This window comes from Halomonas piscis (assembly GCF_031886125.1).
GTDB lineage: Bacteria > Pseudomonadota > Gammaproteobacteria > Pseudomonadales > Halomonadaceae > Vreelandella > Vreelandella piscis.
In genome coordinates this window covers 1,315,968-1,331,431 of record NZ_CP119391.1, presented here as the reverse complement: position 1 = coordinate 1,331,431, position 15,464 = coordinate 1,315,968, and the positions used below count along the sequence as shown (strand labels likewise).

The following is a 15,464-nucleotide window of genomic DNA, read 5'->3' as shown; positions in this document are numbered from 1 at the left end:
CCCGAAGCGGAACACACTGACAACAGGAACGCATTCCATGGAAAGCTACACCGCCGTCAAACACCTCCACGTAACCGCCGCTTATCTGAGTCTTATCTTCTTTGTGCTGCGGGCGTTCTGGTCGGTCAACGAAAACAGCGTGCTCAAGGCACGCTGGGTAAAGATTGCCCCGCATGTCATCGACACCGCGCTGCTGGCGTTTGGCGTGGCGCTTGCCGTCATGCTCAACTTCTGGCCGCTGCCGGGCTGGCTCACGGCAAAGATCGTCGCCCTGATCGTGTATATCGTGCTGGGTACCGTGGCGATCAAACGCGGCGCCACGCCGGCCAGCCGGGCGCTGTTTGCCGTTGCCGCCGTGGCGGTGTTTGCCTATATTCTGGGTGCGGCAACGCAGCACAGCGCGCTTTCCTGGCTTGCCGCCGCCTAAGCCGCGCCGACCATTGCAAGTTCAAAGGAGCCTGACATGCGTTTTGCCCCTCTAGCCTGGAGCGCACTGGCCTACCTTTGTATCGGCCTTGGCGCCGCCGGCATCGTGCTGCCGCTGCTGCCCACCACGCCCTTTCTGCTGCTGGCGCTGTGGGCCGCTACCAGGGGCTCGCCCCGGCTTGCCAACTGGCTGCTGTACCATCCGCGCTTCGGCCCCTACCTCTATGCCTGGCGCGAACAGCGGGCCATTCCGCCCCGCGCCAAGCTCACCGCCTACGCGCTGCTGGTATTCAGCCTCGTCACGCTGTGGCTGGGCGGCGCCTCTCCCTGGCTACTGGCCGCGCTGGCGCTGTTCTTCGCCGGGGTGGCCACCTTTATCGCCACTCGCCCCGACGCCACCGCCACGCCGTCAGAACCCGTCGCCAACCCGCCGCGCCGCTAACCCGAAAGCGTTACCGCGCCGCGCGCTCAGGAAACCGCGTCGGCGGTCGCGTCGTACCGGAAGCGGCGCATGTGGCCCTCTTCTTCCATGGCCACATGCCAGCCAAGCGCCTGCTCCAGGCAGTGCGGGGTATGTCCGCCGCGCTTTTTGGCATCGGCGAAATAGCGGTGCAGCGCCGGGCGGTAGGAAGGATCCACGCAGCGCTCGATCACCTGTACCGCTCGCTCCCGCGGGGCCAGCCCGCGCAGGTCGGCCAGACCGTGCTCGGTGACGAGGATATCCACATCGTGCTCGGTATGATCCACGTGGCTGACAAAGGGCACGATGCTGGAAATATCGCCGCCCTTGGCCAGCGACTTGGTGACAAACACCGACAGCTGGGCGTTACGGGCAAAGTCTCCCGAGCCGCCGATGCCGTTCATCATCCTGGTGCCGCTCACGTGAGTGGAGTTGACGTTGCCGTAGATGTCCATCTCGAGCGCGGTGTTGATCGAAATGCCCCCCAGCCGGCGGACGATGCCCGGATGGTTGGAAAGCTCCTGGGGACGCAGTACCAAACGATCGCGATAGCGATCGATATTGTTCCACACCCGCTCGCCGCATTCCTCCGACAGCGTGATCGAGCAGCCCGAGGCAAAGTCCAGCTTGCCGCTGTCGAGCAGGTCGAAGGTGGAATCCTGCAGCACTTCGGAATACATGGTCAGGTGCTCGAAGGGGCCCTCGGCCAGCCCGCTCATCACGGCGTTGGCCATGTTGCCGATACCCGCCTGCAGCGGCAGCAGCGACGGCGTCAGGCGGCCGATTTTCACCTCGTCGGCAAAAAAGTCGATCAGGTGGTTGGCAATGCGCTGGGTATCGGCGTCCGGCGGCTGCACCGTGGAGGCGCTGTCCTTGCCCCGAGTCACCACGATCGCTGCGATGCTGTCGGGATCGATGGGAATATACGGCGTGCCGATGCGCGAATCCGCCGCGACCACGGGGATCGGCGTGCGCGTGGGGCGCATCTGCGGAATGTAGATATCGTGCAGCCCCTCCAGCGCCGCGGGCGAATCCAGGTTCAGCTCGATGATGACCTTGTTGGCCAGTATGGCATAGCTGGCCGAGTTGCCCACCGAGGTAGTCGGTACGATACCGCCGTCTTCGGTGATCGCACAGGCCTCGATGACCGCCACGTCCATTTCCGCCAGCTGACGATTGCGCAAAAGCTCTACCGTCTCGGACAGGTGCTGGTCCATGAACATGACCCGGCCGTCGTTGATCGCCCGGCGCAGGGTGGCATCCACCTGAAACGGCATGCGCCGGGAGAGCGCGTTGGCTTCGGTCAACAGCTTGTCGAGGTCATTACCCAGCGACGCACCGGTCATCAGGGTGATGGAAAGCGGCGCCTGGCCGGCCCGCTCAGCCAGCGCCCGGGGCACGGCCTTGGCTTCCCCGGCCCGGGTAAAGCCGCTCATCCCCACGGTCATGCCGTCCTCGATCAGCGCCGCGGCTTCCTCGGCGGTGCGCAGCTTATCGCGCCACTGGGGCCAGCGGCAGCGCTGGCTGGCCAAATCCTCGTCAAACATGGGGTCTCCTTCAGCAGACAGGTCGCGACGGCAACCGGGACTGCCCCGCTGCCGATTACCGCGACGCATGATGCCACGCTTCAGCGCAAAACGCCGCGTTTCGCGACCAAAGTTGCACATGGCTCGGCACCCCTTACAGGCCAGGGCCCAATACAAAAATGGCCCCGGCGAACCGGGGCCATGGCGCTACGATGAGTTTACAGCGTCTTGCCTATCTGCTGAGCATGACGACGGCAAGAGCCGAACCGTTATTCGACATCGACGGGGATAACCACGGGCTCGCCATCGGCCATCATGGGCGGATCCACGTCGGTGGAACCTTCGCCAAACTCGTACTTGCCTTCTTCACCGGTGTCCTTGTGCAGCATGGCAAACACCTTGTCACCGGACTCGAGCTCGCGATCCACTTCGACGGTGACTTCGTCCTGGCCGTCAATGGCGGCGTGGCCAATGGACGCCGGCGCCACGGGCTTGCCTTCTTCGTTGCTGTCGTGGATTACCACAAAGCCTTTCTCATCGGCCGTCACGCTGACGGTCACTTCCTTGCCCGGCGACTGAGCGTCCGCCTCGAGAGACGGGCCGTCTGCGGCCATTGCCGTGCCGGCGGTGCCGGCGAGTCCCAGTGCCAGCATCATCGAGAGGGATACGTTGCGAAGTGTCATACGTTACCTCCTTGAGTAGCGCCCGAGAATAAAGCTTAAGGGCGCTGGATCGGTGCGGCAGGTCATTCTACCGCTGCGCACTTTTCAAGCTAGACAACAAAACGCAGTCTGTACACGTCGTACCGCCCGTTTTCATATTGCCTGCTTGTTTGCGGCCTCGCTGCTTGCCGCCACGCGGGCAGAATGCGGCTGCGCATGGCGCCGCAGAAGCGCGCCTCAGCCCAGCAGGTGCTCCACCGCCGCCCGCTCTTCGCGCAGCTCGTTCTCGGTAGCCTGCATTTTTTCCCGGCTGAAGGCGTCGATCTCGAAGCCCTGGACGATTTCATAGCTTCCGCCCTTGCAGCGCACCGGGTAGGAATAGATGATGCCTTCCTCGATGCCGTAGCTGCCGTCGGCAGGGATCGACATGCTGACGATGCCGTCGCTGCCCAGCGCCCAGTCGTGCATGTGATCGATGGCCGCCGCCGCTGCCGAAGCGGCCGACGAGGCGCCGCGGGCCTTGATGATCGCCGCACCGCGCTGCTGCACGGTGGGGATGAAATCGCTTTCGTACCAGTCGCGCTCGACCAGCTCCAGCGCCGGCTTGCCGTCGACCCGACACTGGGAAATATCCGGATACTGGGTGGCGCTGTGGTTACCCCAGACGATCAGGCTTTCCACATCGTTGACGTGCCTGCCGGTCTTCTGGGCCAGCTGGGTCATGGCGCGGTTGTGGTCAAGGCGGGTCATGGCGGTAAACTGGCCGGCGTCGAGATCCGGCGCGTTGCACGACGCAATCAGCGCGTTGGTATTGGCGGGGTTACCCACGACCAGCACCTTGACGTCGCGGCTGGCATGATCGTTGAGCGCCTTGCCCTGTACGGAGAAAATCGCCGCGTTGGCTTCCAGCAGGTCCTTGCGCTCCATGCCCGGGCCGCGCGGCTTGGAGCCCACCAGCAGGCCGTAGTCGATATCCTTGAAGGCGACGTTGGGATCGTCCGTGGCGACGATATCGCGAACCAGCGGGAAGGCACAGTCGTTGATCTCCATCACCACGCCGTTGAGGGCTTCCATGGCCTGGGGGATCTCCAGCAGCTGAAGTATGACGGGCTGATCCGGCCCCAGCATGTCGCCTGCGGCAATGCGGAAAATAAGCGAATAGCTGATTTGTCCTGCACCGCCGGTAATCGCAATACGTACGGGATCTTTCATCATGACTCCTTGGTTGTTTCACCTTGAGTGCGCCACGCCAAACGCTGCGACGCCCTTTTCGATGTTAGGCGTCGCCAACGCAAAACACAATCAGTCAAGGGCCCGACCTTGGCCGTACAGTAGGGCTGGCAAAGTTGCGCTTTGGCCCGGCTATCGGGCAGGCTAAAGCGCCTTCGCGCCTGGCGTTTTCACGCCCCGGCGCTTTCCCGTGGCGGTCGCATCAACGGACCGCCCCATGATTCAGCGAGAGACACAAGGCCCATGCGGCAACCGCGATTTTCACGACTGCCCTTTTCCTACGTATTGGCAAGCCTGCTTCTGCTCGCACTGGCGCTGTGGCTGGTACTGGGGGATTTCAACGCCTTTCGCTCGGAGGCCCCCGCCGATGCCGCCTCAGAGCCCGCTCCCACCCGTGTTGAAACCCGGCAGATAAAGCGCATGGAGTATACGCCCGTCCAGGTGGTGCAGGGCGAACTTGAAGCCGTGCGCGACGTGGCGCTGCGGGCAAGCGTCGAGGGCTTTGTGCAGGACAAGCCGGTCAAGCAGGGTGAGCGCGTCAGCCAGGGCGAGACGCTTTTGGTGCTGGACAACGACGCCCTCCCCGAGCGCCTCAAAGAGGCCCGGGACAACGTCGAGCTGGCGCGCTCGGAGCTTGCCGGCGCGGAAAAGCTGCGCCGCCGGGAGCTGATTGCCAAAACCGAACTGCTGCGCCGGCGCGCCGCGCTCAGCCAGGGCATCGCCGAGGTCGCGCGATTGGAAAAGCAGCAGGCCGACACCCGCCCCAAGGCGCCTTTTGCCGGCCGCCTCGATCGCGTCAGCGTGGACCTGGGCGAACTGGTGCAGCCCGGGGAAGAGTGGGGGCGGCTGATCGCGGACGACACGCTGAAGGGCATCGGCTGGGTTTCCCAGCAGGACGTGGGCCCGCTCGAAGAAGGCCAGCGCGTGACCGCTCGGCTGCTCAGCGGCCACGCTCTCGAGGGCACGCTCACCCACGTGGCCAGCCGCGCCGAGGACGACACCCGCAGCTTCTACATGGAAGCGACCCTGGCCAACCCCGAGCGCCAAAGGCTGGCCGGCGCCAGCGCCGAGCTCAGCGTCGAGCTGCCGCCCCGCCGGGTGCACGCGCTGTCCCCGGCGCTGTTACGCCTGAACGACAGCGGCGAACTCAGCGTGCGCCACCTGGGCGACGACGGCCGCGTCCGGCAGACCGCCGTCGAGCTGGTGAGCGCCGACACCGACCGAGCCTACGTGGCCGGCCTGCCCGAATCCACCCGGCTGATCACCCTGGGCGCCGGGCTGGTAGCGCCCGGCGACCCGGTCAAGGCCGTGCCGGCGGGCGACGCTGCCGGGAGTGATCGCTGATGCGCCGGCTGATCAACGCCGCGATGACCTATTCGCGCACCACCCTGATGCTGCTGACAGGGCTGCTGCTTGCCGGCATCGCCGCCTGGCAGGTGATCCCCAAGGAAGCCAACCCCGACGTCACCATTCCCATCATTTACGTGTCGATGACCCTTGACGGCGTCAGCCCCGAAGACGGCGAGCGCCTGCTCATTCGCCCCATGGAGCAGGAGCTGCGCGGCATCGAAGGGCTGCACAAGTTCACCGCTCAGGCAAGCGAGGGCCACGCCTCGGTTACGCTTGAGTTCGACGCCGGCTTTGACGCCGACACCGCCCTTTCCGACGTCCGCGAAAAGGTCGATATCGCCCGCAGCAGCCTGCCCGATGAAGCCGAAGAACCCCGGGTCAACGAGGTCAACGTCTCCGAGTTTCCGGTACTCACCCTGGGGCTCTCCGGCGAGCTTGGCCTGCGCGAGCGCGTGGCCGTGGCCCGACGGCTGAAAGACGAAATCGAAGGCATCGCCGACGTGCTGGAAGTCGAGATCGCCGGCGAGCGCGACGACCTGCTGGAGATCGTCGTCGACCCGCTGGTGCTGGCAAGCTACCGGCTGGACTTCGACACCCTGCTCAACCGGGTGCGCAACAACAACCGCCTGGTCGCCGCCGGCAGCCTCGATACCGGCGCCGGACGCACGCCGCTCAAGGTGCCCGGCATCATCGAAAACCTCGACGACGTCATGAACATGCCGATCAAGGTGGAAGAAGACCGCGTGGTCACCTTCGGCGACGTCGCCTGGATACACCCCACCTTCAAGGACCCCGAGGGCTTTGCCCGGATTGCCGGCAAGCCCGCCGTGGTGCTGGAGGTTTCCAAGCGCGCCGGAGCCAACATCATCGCCACCATCAGCGCGGTGGACGAGCTGATGGACACCGCCAGCGAAGGCTTTCCCGACGCTCTGGATCTGACCACCATTCTCGACCAGTCGACCACCGTGGAGGACCTGCTCGGCGAGCTGTTGAACAACGTGCTCACCGCGGTGGTGCTGGTGCTCATTGTGGTGGTTGCCGCCATGGGCTGGCGCACCTCGCTGCTCGTCGGGCTGACCATTCCCGGGGCCTTCCTCACCGGCATCATGCTGATCTGGGCGCTGGGCTTCACGCTCAACATCGTGGTGCTGTTCGCGCTGATCCTGGTCGCCGGCATGCTGGTGGACGGCGCCATCGTGGTCAGCGAGCTGGCCGATCGCCACCTGCGCGACGGCATGGCGCCGCGCCAGGCCTGGCTTGCCGCCGCCACGCGCATGAGCTGGCCGGTGATTGCTTCCACCGCCACCACCCTGGTGGTGTTTCTGCCGCTGCTGTTCTGGCCCGGCGTGGTCGGCCAGTTCATGAAATACCTGCCGGCCACGGTGGTGCTGTGTCTGCTGGCGTCCCTGGCCATGGCGCTGGTGTTTTTGCCGACGCTCGGCAGCGTCTTCACCCGCCGCAGCGCTACCGCATCAGCCGGCGCCACCCCCGCCGACGCCACCGCCTTTGGCCGCGGCTACCGCAAGCTGCTCGCCCGGCTGCTCGGCCACCCCGGCTGGGTAGTGCTTTTGGCCGTGCTGCTGATGGGCGTGGTCTACAGCGGCTATGCGCGCTTCAATCACGGAGTGGACTTCTTCCCCAGCGTCGAGCCCGACAGCGCCCAGATGCTGGTGCGCGCCCGGGGCGACTTTTCCGCCGAGGAAACCGACGCCATCGTCAAGCGGGTCGAGCAGCGCCTGGGCGGCATGAGCGAGGTAGAAGCGCTTTACGCCCGCTCCTTTGCCGTGCCCAACGAGCAGATGGGCAACGACGTCATCGGCGTGCTGCAGTTTCAGTTCATCGACTGGCATCAGCGCCGCCCGGCTCGGGCCATCCTTGACGACATGCTCGAACGCACCGCCTCGCTCCCCGGCATCGTGCTGGAAACCCAGGAGCAGGAAATGGGCCCCACCAGCGGCAAGCCCGTGGTGCTCGAAGTCAGCGCCGCCGAGCCCGACAAGGCCAACCAGGCCGTTGACCGGCTCAAGAGCGCCATGCGCGATCTGGGCGGCTTTATCGACATCGAGGACAACCGCAGCCTGCCGGGCGTGGAGTGGCGCATCCGGGTCGACCGCGAGGCCGCCGCCCGGCTGGGCGCCGACGTCACCACCGTGGGCAGCGCCGTGCAGCTTTTGACCAACGGCCTGAAAGTCGCCGAATACCGCCCGCCCACCGCCAACGACGAAGTGGATATCCGCGTGCGGATGCCCGAAGGCTGGCGCTCGCTCGATCAGCTCGAGCGTCTCACCCTCAACACCCCGCGCGGCCAGGTGCCGATTACCCACTTTGTCGACATCGCGCCGTCGCCCCGGGTGGGCACGCTCAGCCGCATCGACGGCCGGCGGGCAATCACCGTCAAGGCCGACCTCGCGCCCGAAGCCCAGTCCGCGGAGCGCCTGGAGACGCTGTTCAACGAGCTGGAAGGTGCGCTTCCCGACGGCGCGCGGGTCAACGTTGCCGGCCAGCAGGAAGACCAGCAGGAAGCGTCGCAGTTTCTGTTCAGCGCCTTTGCCGTCGCCATCGGCCTGATGGCGCTGATTCTGGTCACCCAGTTCAACAGCTTCTATCAGGCGCTGCTGGTGCTGTCGGCGATTGTGCTTTCTACCGCCGGGGTGCTGCTGGGGCTTTTGATCACCGGCCAGGCCTTTGGCGTGGTCATGGTAGGTATGGGGATCATCGCCCTGGCCGGCATCGTGGTAAACAACAACATCGTGCTGATCGATACCTACAACGCCCTGCGCCGGGGAGGCGAAACGGCAGACGCGCCGATGGCGCCAACGGCGGCGGCGCTGGAAGCGGGCTGTTTGCGCCTGCGCCCGGTGCTGCTCACCGCCATCACCACGGTGCTGGGGCTGATGCCCATGGTGCTGGGGATCAACGTCAACCTGATGGCACCGGCGCTGGGCTTCAACGCGCCATCCACCCAGTGGTGGGGGCAGATGTCCAGCGCCATTGCCGGCGGGCTGACCTTTGCTACCGGGCTGACGCTCTTACTGACGCCCTGCATGCTGGTGCTGGGGGAGCGGCGTTCAGGGTAAGCCGCAGTGGGGATGCCGTCGCGCGGCAAAGCCGCCCTCCCACAGGCTCCGTGGCCGGCCGATTGTGTGGGAGGCCGGTTTACCGGGCGACGCAGGCCGCAGGCCTGCCGGATACCGGCTATGCAGCCTGGCAGACCCCAGGGTGCCTGACGGCACCCCTCGCGGCAAAGCCGCCCTCCCACAGGCTCCGTGGCCGGCCGACTGTGTGGGAGGCCGGTTTACCGGGCGAAAGCAGGCCGCAGGCCTGCCGGATGCTGGCTATGGAGCCTGGCAAACCCAAGGGGGCCTGACGGCACCCCTCGCGGCAAAGCCGCCCTCCCACAGGCTCCGTGGCCGGCCGACTGTGTGGGAGGCCGGTTTACCGGGCGAAAGCAGGCCGCAGGCCTGCCGGATGCTGGCTATGGAGCCTGGCAAACCCAAGGGGGCCTGACGGCACCCCTCGCGCGGCATAGCCGCCCTCCCACAGGGTCCGTGGCCGGCCGATTGTGTAGACATGATGGATGGACCTGCCCCGCTTCAACGTCGTGGGTTATGTTGAAGTAGGGACCACAACACAGTGCCAATATTGAAGGAGGCAGGTCATGAAACAGTCTAACGCAACAAATCCCGTTCTTGTAGAAAGTGAAGCCGCAAAGCGGCTCAACGCCGTCGGCAGCGGCCATGCCGCCTACATCGGGCTGGACGTCCACAAGGTCAGCATCTCTGTCGCCGTTGCAGAAGAAGGTCGACAAGCGCCTGAATTCCTGGGGGAAATACCCAACGAGCCCAAGGCCATCGATCAGCTGATTCGGCAAATGAGCGAACGCTTTGCCGGGCAGCCGCTGCTGTTCTGCTACGAGGCGGGGCCATGCGGCTACGGCATTTATCATCAGATCCAGGCTAGCGGGCATGATGGTGAGGTGGTGGCGCCGTCGCTGATTCCCCAGCGGCCGGGGGACAGGGTGAAAACCGATCGACGAGACGCCGTGTTGCTGGCTCGCCTGTCACGTGCCGGGGAACTGACGGCCGTATGGGTGCCAACGGCTGAACAGGAGGCCATACGCGACTTAACACGGGCGCGAGAAGACATGAAGGCCGCCGAGCTCCGAGCACGGCAACGTCTCAATGCGTTCCTGTTGCGCCACAACAAGCCCTATCCCGGCAAGAGCCGTTGGACAGCAGCACACTACCGCTGGCTGGAAACCGTCCGATTCGACTCGCCCATTCAACAGCTTGTGTTGCAGGAGTACATCGAAAACGTCAGGGAAGCCGAGCGTCGTGTGGCCGGCCTGGAAAAGCAGATGCGAGCCGCGTTGACCGAGTGGTCACTGGCTCCCGTGGTGGAGGCGCTCATGGCGCTGCGCGGCGTCAGCTTGATCACCGCCATGACCGTGCTGTCCGAGCTGGGCGATATCAGCCGCTTCGACTCGCCCCGTCAGCTCATGGCCTACCTGGGCCTGGTGCCCAGCGAGCACTCCAGCGGCGGCAGTCGTCGACAAGGCGGGATCACCAAGACGGGCAACGGTCACGTCAGGCGTGTGCTGGTGGAGTCGGCCTGGAGCTATCGCTACCCGGCGCGCAAAACTCGTATTATCCAGCAGCGTGCCGAGCGAACGTCCCCGATGGTACAAGCCATCGCCTGGGAGGCGCAGAAACGCCTGTGCGGCCGTTATCGCCGGCTAGCCGCTACGGGGAAGGCCAAACAGCAAGTGACCACGGCGGTCGCTCGCGAGTTGGCGGGCTTCTTGTGGGCCATCGCCTGTGAAGCCATGGGCAAGCCCCACGGCAGTCGGGCCACGGCATAACCGTGCGGTTCCCGTGTTCATGGCTCAGGGGGCGTCGGGCCGACAGGAGAACCCCAGCTCCTCCTATGAGGCCCTGCCCTCCGGGGTAAGGTGACCCTCGATTGTAGACCCGGGAAGCTCCGCGACGAAGTGATGACAGGTCGGTAACCAACCCACGAATACCAGAGAGATCCACCGTCGCTAACAGCCCTTCGCTTCCTGAGCCATGAGCATGGAGAGCATCGCATGTAGTTAGCCTCAGCCAGTCGTTGACAGGTCAATCCATACCAGGAGGCCGGTTTACCGGGCGAAAGCAGGCCGCAGGCCTGCCGGATGCTGGACTATGCAGCCTGGCAAACCCCAGGCCGCCTGACGGCACCCCTCGCGGCAAAGCCGCCCTACCCCACAGGCTACGTGGCCGGCTGACTGTGTGGGAGGCCGGTTCACCGGGCGACGCAGGCCGCAGGCCTGCCGGATACCGGCTATGCAGGGAAACCGCAGGGTGCCTGGCGGCACCCCTCGCGCGGCAAAGCCGCCCTCCCACAGGCTCCGTGGCCGGCCGATTGTGTGGGAGGCCGGTTTACCGGGCGACGCCGGCCGCAGACCTGCCGAATGCTGGCTATGGAGCCTGGCAAACCCCAGGGTGCCTGGCGGCACCCCTCGCGCGGCATAGCCGCCCTCCCACAGGGTCCTTGGCCGGCCGACTGTGTAGACATGATGGATGGACCTGCCCCGCTTCAACGTCGTGGGTTATGTTGAAGTAGGGACCACAACACAGTGCCAATATTGAAGGAGGCAGGTCATGAAACAGTCTAACGCAACAAATCCCGTTCTTGTAGAAAGTGAAGCCGCAAAGCGGCTCAACGCCGTCGGCAGCGGCCATGCCGCCTACATCGGGCTGGACGTCCACAAGGTCAGCATCTCTGTCGCCGTTGCAGAAGAAGGTCGACAAGCGCCTGAATTCCTGGGGGAAATACCCAACGAGCCCAAGGCCATCGATCAGCTGATTCGGCAAATGAGCGAACGCTTTGCCGGGCAGCCGCTGCTGTTCTGCTACGAGGCGGGGCCATGCGGCTACGGCATTTATCATCAGATCCAGGCTAGCGGGCATGATAGTGAGGTGGTGGCGCCGTCGCTGATTCCCCAGCGGCCGGGGGACAGGGTGAAAACCGATCGACGAGACGCCGTGTTGCTGGCTCGCCTGTCACGTGCCGGGGAACTGACGGCCGTATGGGTGCCAACGGCTGAACAGGAGGCCATACGCGACTTAACACGGGCGCGAGAAGACATGAAGGCCGCCGAGCTCCGAGCACGGCAACGTCTCAATGCGTTCCTGTTGCGCCACAACAAGCCCTATCCCGGCAAGAGCCGTTGGACAGCAGCACACTACCGCTGGCTGGAAACCGTCCGATTCGACTCGCCCATTCAACAGCTTGTGTTGCAGGAGTACATCGAAAACGTCAGGGAAGCCGAGCGTCGTGTGGCCGGCCTGGAAAAGCAGATGCGAGCCGCGTTGACCGAGTGGTCACTGGCTCCCGTGGTGGAGGCGCTCATGGCGCTGCGCGGCGTCAGCTTGATCACCGCCATGACCGTGCTGTCCGAGCTGGGCGATATCAGCCGCTTCGACTCGCCCCGTCAGCTCATGGCCTACCTGGGCCTGGTGCCCAGCGAGCACTCCAGCGGCGGCAGTCGTCGACAAGGCGGGATCACCAAGACGGGCAACGGTCACGTCAGGCGTGTGCTGGTGGAGTCGGCCTGGAGCTATCGCTACCCGGCGCGCAAAACTCGTATTATCCAGCAGCGTGCCGAGCGAACGTCCCCGATGGTACAAGCCATCGCCTGGGAGGCGCAGAAACGCCTGTGCGGCCGTTATCGCCGGCTAGCCGCTACGGGGAAGGCCAAACAGCAAGTGACCACGGCGGTCGCTCGCGAGTTGGCGGGCTTCTTGTGGGCCATCGCCTGTGAAGCCATGGGCAAGCCCCACGGCAGTCGGGCCACGGCATAACCGTGCGGTTCCCGTGTTCATGGCTCAGGGGGCGTCGGGCCGACAGGAGAACCCCAGCTCCTCCTATGAGGCCCTGCCCTCCGGGGTAAGGTGACCCTCGATTGTAGACCCGGGAAGCTCCGCGACGAAGTGATGACAGGTCGGTAACCAACCCACGAATACCAGAGAGATCCACCGTCGCTAACAGCCCTTCGCTTCCTGAGCCATGAGCATGGAGAGCATCGCATGTAGTTAGCCTCAGCCAGTCGTTGACAGGTCAATCCATACCAGGAGGCCGGTTTACCGGGCGAAAGCAGGCCGCAGGCCTGCCGGATGCTGGACTATGTAGCCTGGCAAACCCCAGGCCGCCTGACGGCACCCCTCGCGGCAAAGCCGCCCTACCCCACAGGCTACGTGGCCGGCTGACTGTGTGGGAGGCCGGTTCACCGGGCGACGCAAACCGCAGGCCTGCCGGATGCCGGCTATGCAGGAAAACCCCAGGGGGCGTCTGACGGCACCCCTCGTGGCAAAGCCGCCCCCCACAGGTTCCGTGGCCGGCCGACTGTGTGGGAGGCCGGTTTACCGGGCGACGCCGGCCGCAGCCTGCCGGATACCGGCTATGGAGCCTGGCAAACCCCAGGGTGCCTGACGGCACCCCTCGCGCGGCATAGCCGCCCTCCCACAGGTTCCTTGACCTGCCCGTTACTCCACCGGGCAGCTGCGCACAGCGCGCCACAGCATGGCCAGCGGAAACGCCGCCAGCGCGATAAAACCGACCAGGGTCCAGGCCGGAAGCGACAGTCCCAGAAACGCCGCGTCGACGGCGGCGCACTCGCCGGAGCCGGAAAGCACCGTGGCGATGACTTCCTGCAGGGGCAGCACGTCGATCATGTAGTCAAGCCCCGGGCCGCAGCTCGGCACCTGGTCGGCGGGCAGCGACTGCAGCCAGACGTGGCGTCCGGCAACGAAGGCGCCGCCGGCCACACCGGCAAGCGCCAGCACGGCGTAAACCCCGCGCCCCAGGCGGCCGTCGGGGTTATGCCCTGCCGCCACGGCCAGCACAACCCCGGTCGCGATCACGCCCACGCGCTGGAAAACGCACAGCGGGCAGGGCTCGAGCCCGCCGACATGCTCAAGCCCCAGGGCTACCGCCATCATCAGCGCGCAGAACGCCACCCCGGCCAGGGGCAGCCACCGCCACGCCGGCCTCACCGGGCGGCTCCCATGCTCAGCGGCGTTACCGCGTGGGATTCCCGGGCCTGGGCAAAATAGTCTTCCAGAAAGCGGTCAAAGCACGGCTCGTCGGCGGCGTCCATGTCGCGCTGCTGCTGGCGCGAGGTTACCGCCTGCTGTTCCATCAGGGATTCTCGCGTCGTGGTGGCCGGCTGACGGCGCAGCATGTCGGCCTGCTCCCGAGCCAGCGACATCACCACGTCGGCAAAGGAGCCGTTCTCCTCGCGCAGCCGCTCGAGCAGCCGGGCGGAAGGCGTCAGCGAGGCATCCTGCAGCCGCGGGGCCAGCGCAGCGATAGCATCTAGGTGCGGCGTGCCGTCTTCGTCGGCGTCCAGAAGCTCCGCCACTGGCTGCATCTCGGCGACAATCTGCTCGCCCCACTGGCGCAGGCTGATGGCGCCGCCGTCCTTGTTCAGGCGCAGCGCCGGGTCCCGGCCGCGCTCCACCACCAGCCGGCGGTTGTCGTCCAGATGGTCGCACTCCTCATCGGAAATCCACGGGCTTTCGCTGAGCAAACACCACATGAGGAAGGTGTCCAGAAAGCGCATCTGGGGTTCGCTGACGCCCAATGGCTCGAAGGGATCGAGATCCAGACAGCGCACCTCGATGTACTCCACGCCCTGGGCCTCGAGCGCCTGGCTCGGCGTTTCTCCCGACCGGGCCACGCGCTTGGGCCGGATGTCGCTGTAGTACTCGTTTTCGATCTGCAGGATGTTGGCGTTGAGCTGGCGCCAGTCGCCGTCCACCTTCACCCCCTTGGCCTGATAGTCCGGCCAGGGCGTGGAAATGGCGTTGCGCAGCGTATTGACGTAGTTCGACAGCGAGTTGAAACAGATCTTGAGCTGCTCCTGCACCGAGTTCTGGTAGCCCAGATCGGACATGCGCAGCGTCGTGGCGTAGGGCGCCATATAGGTATCGTCGCCCAGCGGCTCGAGCTTGGACGGCACCGGCTTGCCGTCGAGAAAGCTCTTGTCGATGGCCGGGGAGGCGCCGAACAGATAAAGCAGCAGCCAGCTGTGGCGACGAAAATTGCGGATCAGGCTGAAGTAGCGCGTCGAGCGGTAATCCTTGAACGCGGTATCGCTCTGGCCTTCCACCTCGCGCAGCGCCTGCCACATCTCATCGGGCAGCGAGACGTTGTAGTGCACCCCGGCGATGGCCTGCATGATGCGCCCGTAGCGCACGTCCAGCCCCTTGCGATAGACGTGCTTCATTATCCCCGAGTTGGAGGTGCCGTAATCGGCGATGGGCACGCTTGCGTTCCCCGAAAGCCTTGACGGCATGCTCGCCGGCCAGATCCACTCGCCGTCCAGATGACGATAGCTGTAGGCGTGCAGATCAGAGAGAAACGCCAGCGCCTCTCGGGGCTCGCTGAGCACCGGCGTGACGTATTCCAGCAGCGCTTCGGAGTAATCGGTGGTGATATGCGGGTGAGTCAACTTCGAGCCCAGCGCTTCCGGATGGGGGGTCTGAGCGACATGGCCACTCGCATCCACGCGCAGCCCTTCTTTCTCGATACCTCGGCGCAGGCGGCCCAGGCGTCCGTCGCGTGCGGCCGGCAGCAGTTTTGCGATGCGCTGGCCAAGCGTGGTCGGCACGGTGAGTGGTTCAGACAAGGAGTGCACTCCCAGTTAGGCGGCCCACCGTCGCGGGCCTGAATGCCTGGTTAACCGGCTCGCCGTCGCGAGCCTGCATAAAAGCATCAGGCTGTGCCACCGGGGCACAGCCCAAAACGTTTACGCGTAAGATATGA

At 65.3% G+C, this 15,464-nt stretch carries 11 protein-coding genes; 6 read left to right on the top strand and 5 right to left on the bottom strand.

Features of this window, described 5'->3' with window-relative positions; translation table 11 throughout:
- Window positions 1-37: 37 nt before the first annotated feature.
- Both P1P91_RS06230 and P1P91_RS06225 read left to right on the top strand, forming a co-directional pair.
- The gene (locus P1P91_RS06230) at window positions 38-427 is read left to right on the top strand and encodes a SirB2 family protein (protein WP_311885288.1); all 390 of its coding nucleotides are present in this window, start codon (window positions 38-40) and stop codon (window positions 425-427) included.
- Window positions 428-463: 36 nt separating this feature from the next.
- A complete protein-coding gene (locus P1P91_RS06225) occupies window positions 464-868 on the top strand; it encodes a YbaN family protein (protein WP_311885286.1) in 405 nt (134 codons plus the stop codon).
- Between the two features lie 26 nt (window positions 869-894).
- Here the strand turns inward: P1P91_RS06225 and P1P91_RS06220 are convergent, their stop codons facing one another.
- The 3 genes from P1P91_RS06220 to P1P91_RS06210 all read right to left on the bottom strand — a co-directional run bounded on the left by P1P91_RS06220 (window position 895) and on the right by P1P91_RS06210 (window position 4,286).
- Window positions 895-2,433, bottom strand: a complete 1,539-nt coding sequence (locus tag P1P91_RS06220; RefSeq protein WP_311885285.1) for an acetyl-CoA hydrolase/transferase family protein — start codon at window positions 2,431-2,433, stop codon at window positions 895-897.
- A 248-nt stretch (window positions 2,434-2,681) separates the two neighbouring features.
- Window positions 2,682-3,095, bottom strand: coding sequence for a DUF7282 domain-containing protein (locus P1P91_RS06215; RefSeq protein ID WP_311885284.1), 414 nt, complete (start codon window positions 3,093-3,095; stop codon window positions 2,682-2,684).
- A gap of 216 nt (window positions 3,096-3,311) precedes the next feature.
- The gene (locus P1P91_RS06210; RefSeq protein WP_311885283.1) at window positions 3,312-4,286 is read right to left on the bottom strand and encodes a malate dehydrogenase; all 975 of its coding nucleotides are present in this window, start codon (window positions 4,284-4,286) and stop codon (window positions 3,312-3,314) included.
- A gap of 261 nt (window positions 4,287-4,547) precedes the next feature.
- Between P1P91_RS06210 and P1P91_RS06205 the strand changes: the two genes are divergently transcribed.
- From P1P91_RS06205 to P1P91_RS06190, 4 genes are all read left to right on the top strand, one after another.
- Complete coding sequence (locus P1P91_RS06205; protein WP_311885281.1) at window positions 4,548-5,648, top strand: efflux RND transporter periplasmic adaptor subunit; 1,101 nt, start codon at window positions 4,548-4,550, stop codon at window positions 5,646-5,648.
- Window positions 5,648-8,731 carry an efflux RND transporter permease subunit gene (locus P1P91_RS06200; RefSeq protein ID WP_311885280.1) on the top strand — a complete coding sequence of 1,028 codons (3,084 nt, stop codon included), beginning with the start codon at window positions 5,648-5,650 and terminating at the stop codon, window positions 8,729-8,731. Before P1P91_RS06205 ends, P1P91_RS06200 begins: the two co-directional genes overlap by 1 nt.
- A gap of 581 nt (window positions 8,732-9,312) precedes the next feature.
- A complete protein-coding gene (locus P1P91_RS06195) occupies window positions 9,313-10,515 on the top strand; it encodes an IS110 family RNA-guided transposase (protein WP_311885279.1) in 1,203 nt (400 codons plus the stop codon).
- A gap of 781 nt (window positions 10,516-11,296) precedes the next feature.
- Window positions 11,297-12,499: an IS110 family RNA-guided transposase gene (locus P1P91_RS06190; RefSeq protein ID WP_311885249.1), complete on the top strand. Its 1,203-nt coding sequence runs from the start codon at window positions 11,297-11,299 to the stop codon at window positions 12,497-12,499.
- 681 nt (window positions 12,500-13,180) lie between these two features.
- Here P1P91_RS06190 and P1P91_RS06185 read toward each other — a convergent pair.
- Both P1P91_RS06185 and gshA read right to left on the bottom strand, forming a co-directional pair.
- Window positions 13,181-13,636 (bottom strand): disulfide bond formation protein B, encoded by a 456-nt coding sequence (locus tag P1P91_RS06185; protein WP_311885716.1) that lies wholly within the window; start codon window positions 13,634-13,636, stop codon window positions 13,181-13,183.
- A 50-nt stretch (window positions 13,637-13,686) separates the two neighbouring features.
- Window positions 13,687-15,327 carry a glutamate--cysteine ligase gene (gene gshA, locus P1P91_RS06180; RefSeq protein ID WP_311885277.1) on the bottom strand — a complete coding sequence of 547 codons (1,641 nt, stop codon included), beginning with the start codon at window positions 15,325-15,327 and terminating at the stop codon, window positions 13,687-13,689.
- Window positions 15,328-15,464: the final 137 nt, after the last annotated feature.

Coding starts and splice junctions, on each gene's coding strand:
- P1P91_RS06230 (WP_311885288.1), top strand. CDS start 38: ATGGAAAGCTACACCGCCGTCAAACACCTCCACGTAACCGCCGCTTAT.
- P1P91_RS06225 (WP_311885286.1), top strand. CDS start 464: ATGCGTTTTGCCCCTCTAGCCTGGAGCGCACTGGCCTACCTTTGTATC.
- P1P91_RS06220 (WP_311885285.1), bottom strand. CDS start 2,433: ATGTTTGACGAGGATTTGGCCAGCCAGCGCTGCCGCTGGCCCCAGTGG.
- P1P91_RS06215 (WP_311885284.1), bottom strand. CDS start 3,095: ATGACACTTCGCAACGTATCCCTCTCGATGATGCTGGCACTGGGACTC.
- P1P91_RS06210 (WP_311885283.1), bottom strand. CDS start 4,286: ATGAAAGATCCCGTACGTATTGCGATTACCGGCGGTGCAGGACAAATC.
- P1P91_RS06205 (WP_311885281.1), top strand. CDS start 4,548: ATGCGGCAACCGCGATTTTCACGACTGCCCTTTTCCTACGTATTGGCA.
- P1P91_RS06200 (WP_311885280.1), top strand. CDS start 5,648: ATGCGCCGGCTGATCAACGCCGCGATGACCTATTCGCGCACCACCCTG.
- P1P91_RS06195 (WP_311885279.1), top strand. CDS start 9,313: ATGAAACAGTCTAACGCAACAAATCCCGTTCTTGTAGAAAGTGAAGCC.
- P1P91_RS06190 (WP_311885249.1), top strand. CDS start 11,297: ATGAAACAGTCTAACGCAACAAATCCCGTTCTTGTAGAAAGTGAAGCC.
- P1P91_RS06185 (WP_311885716.1), bottom strand. CDS start 13,636: ATGATGGCGGTAGCCCTGGGGCTTGAGCATGTCGGCGGGCTCGAGCCC.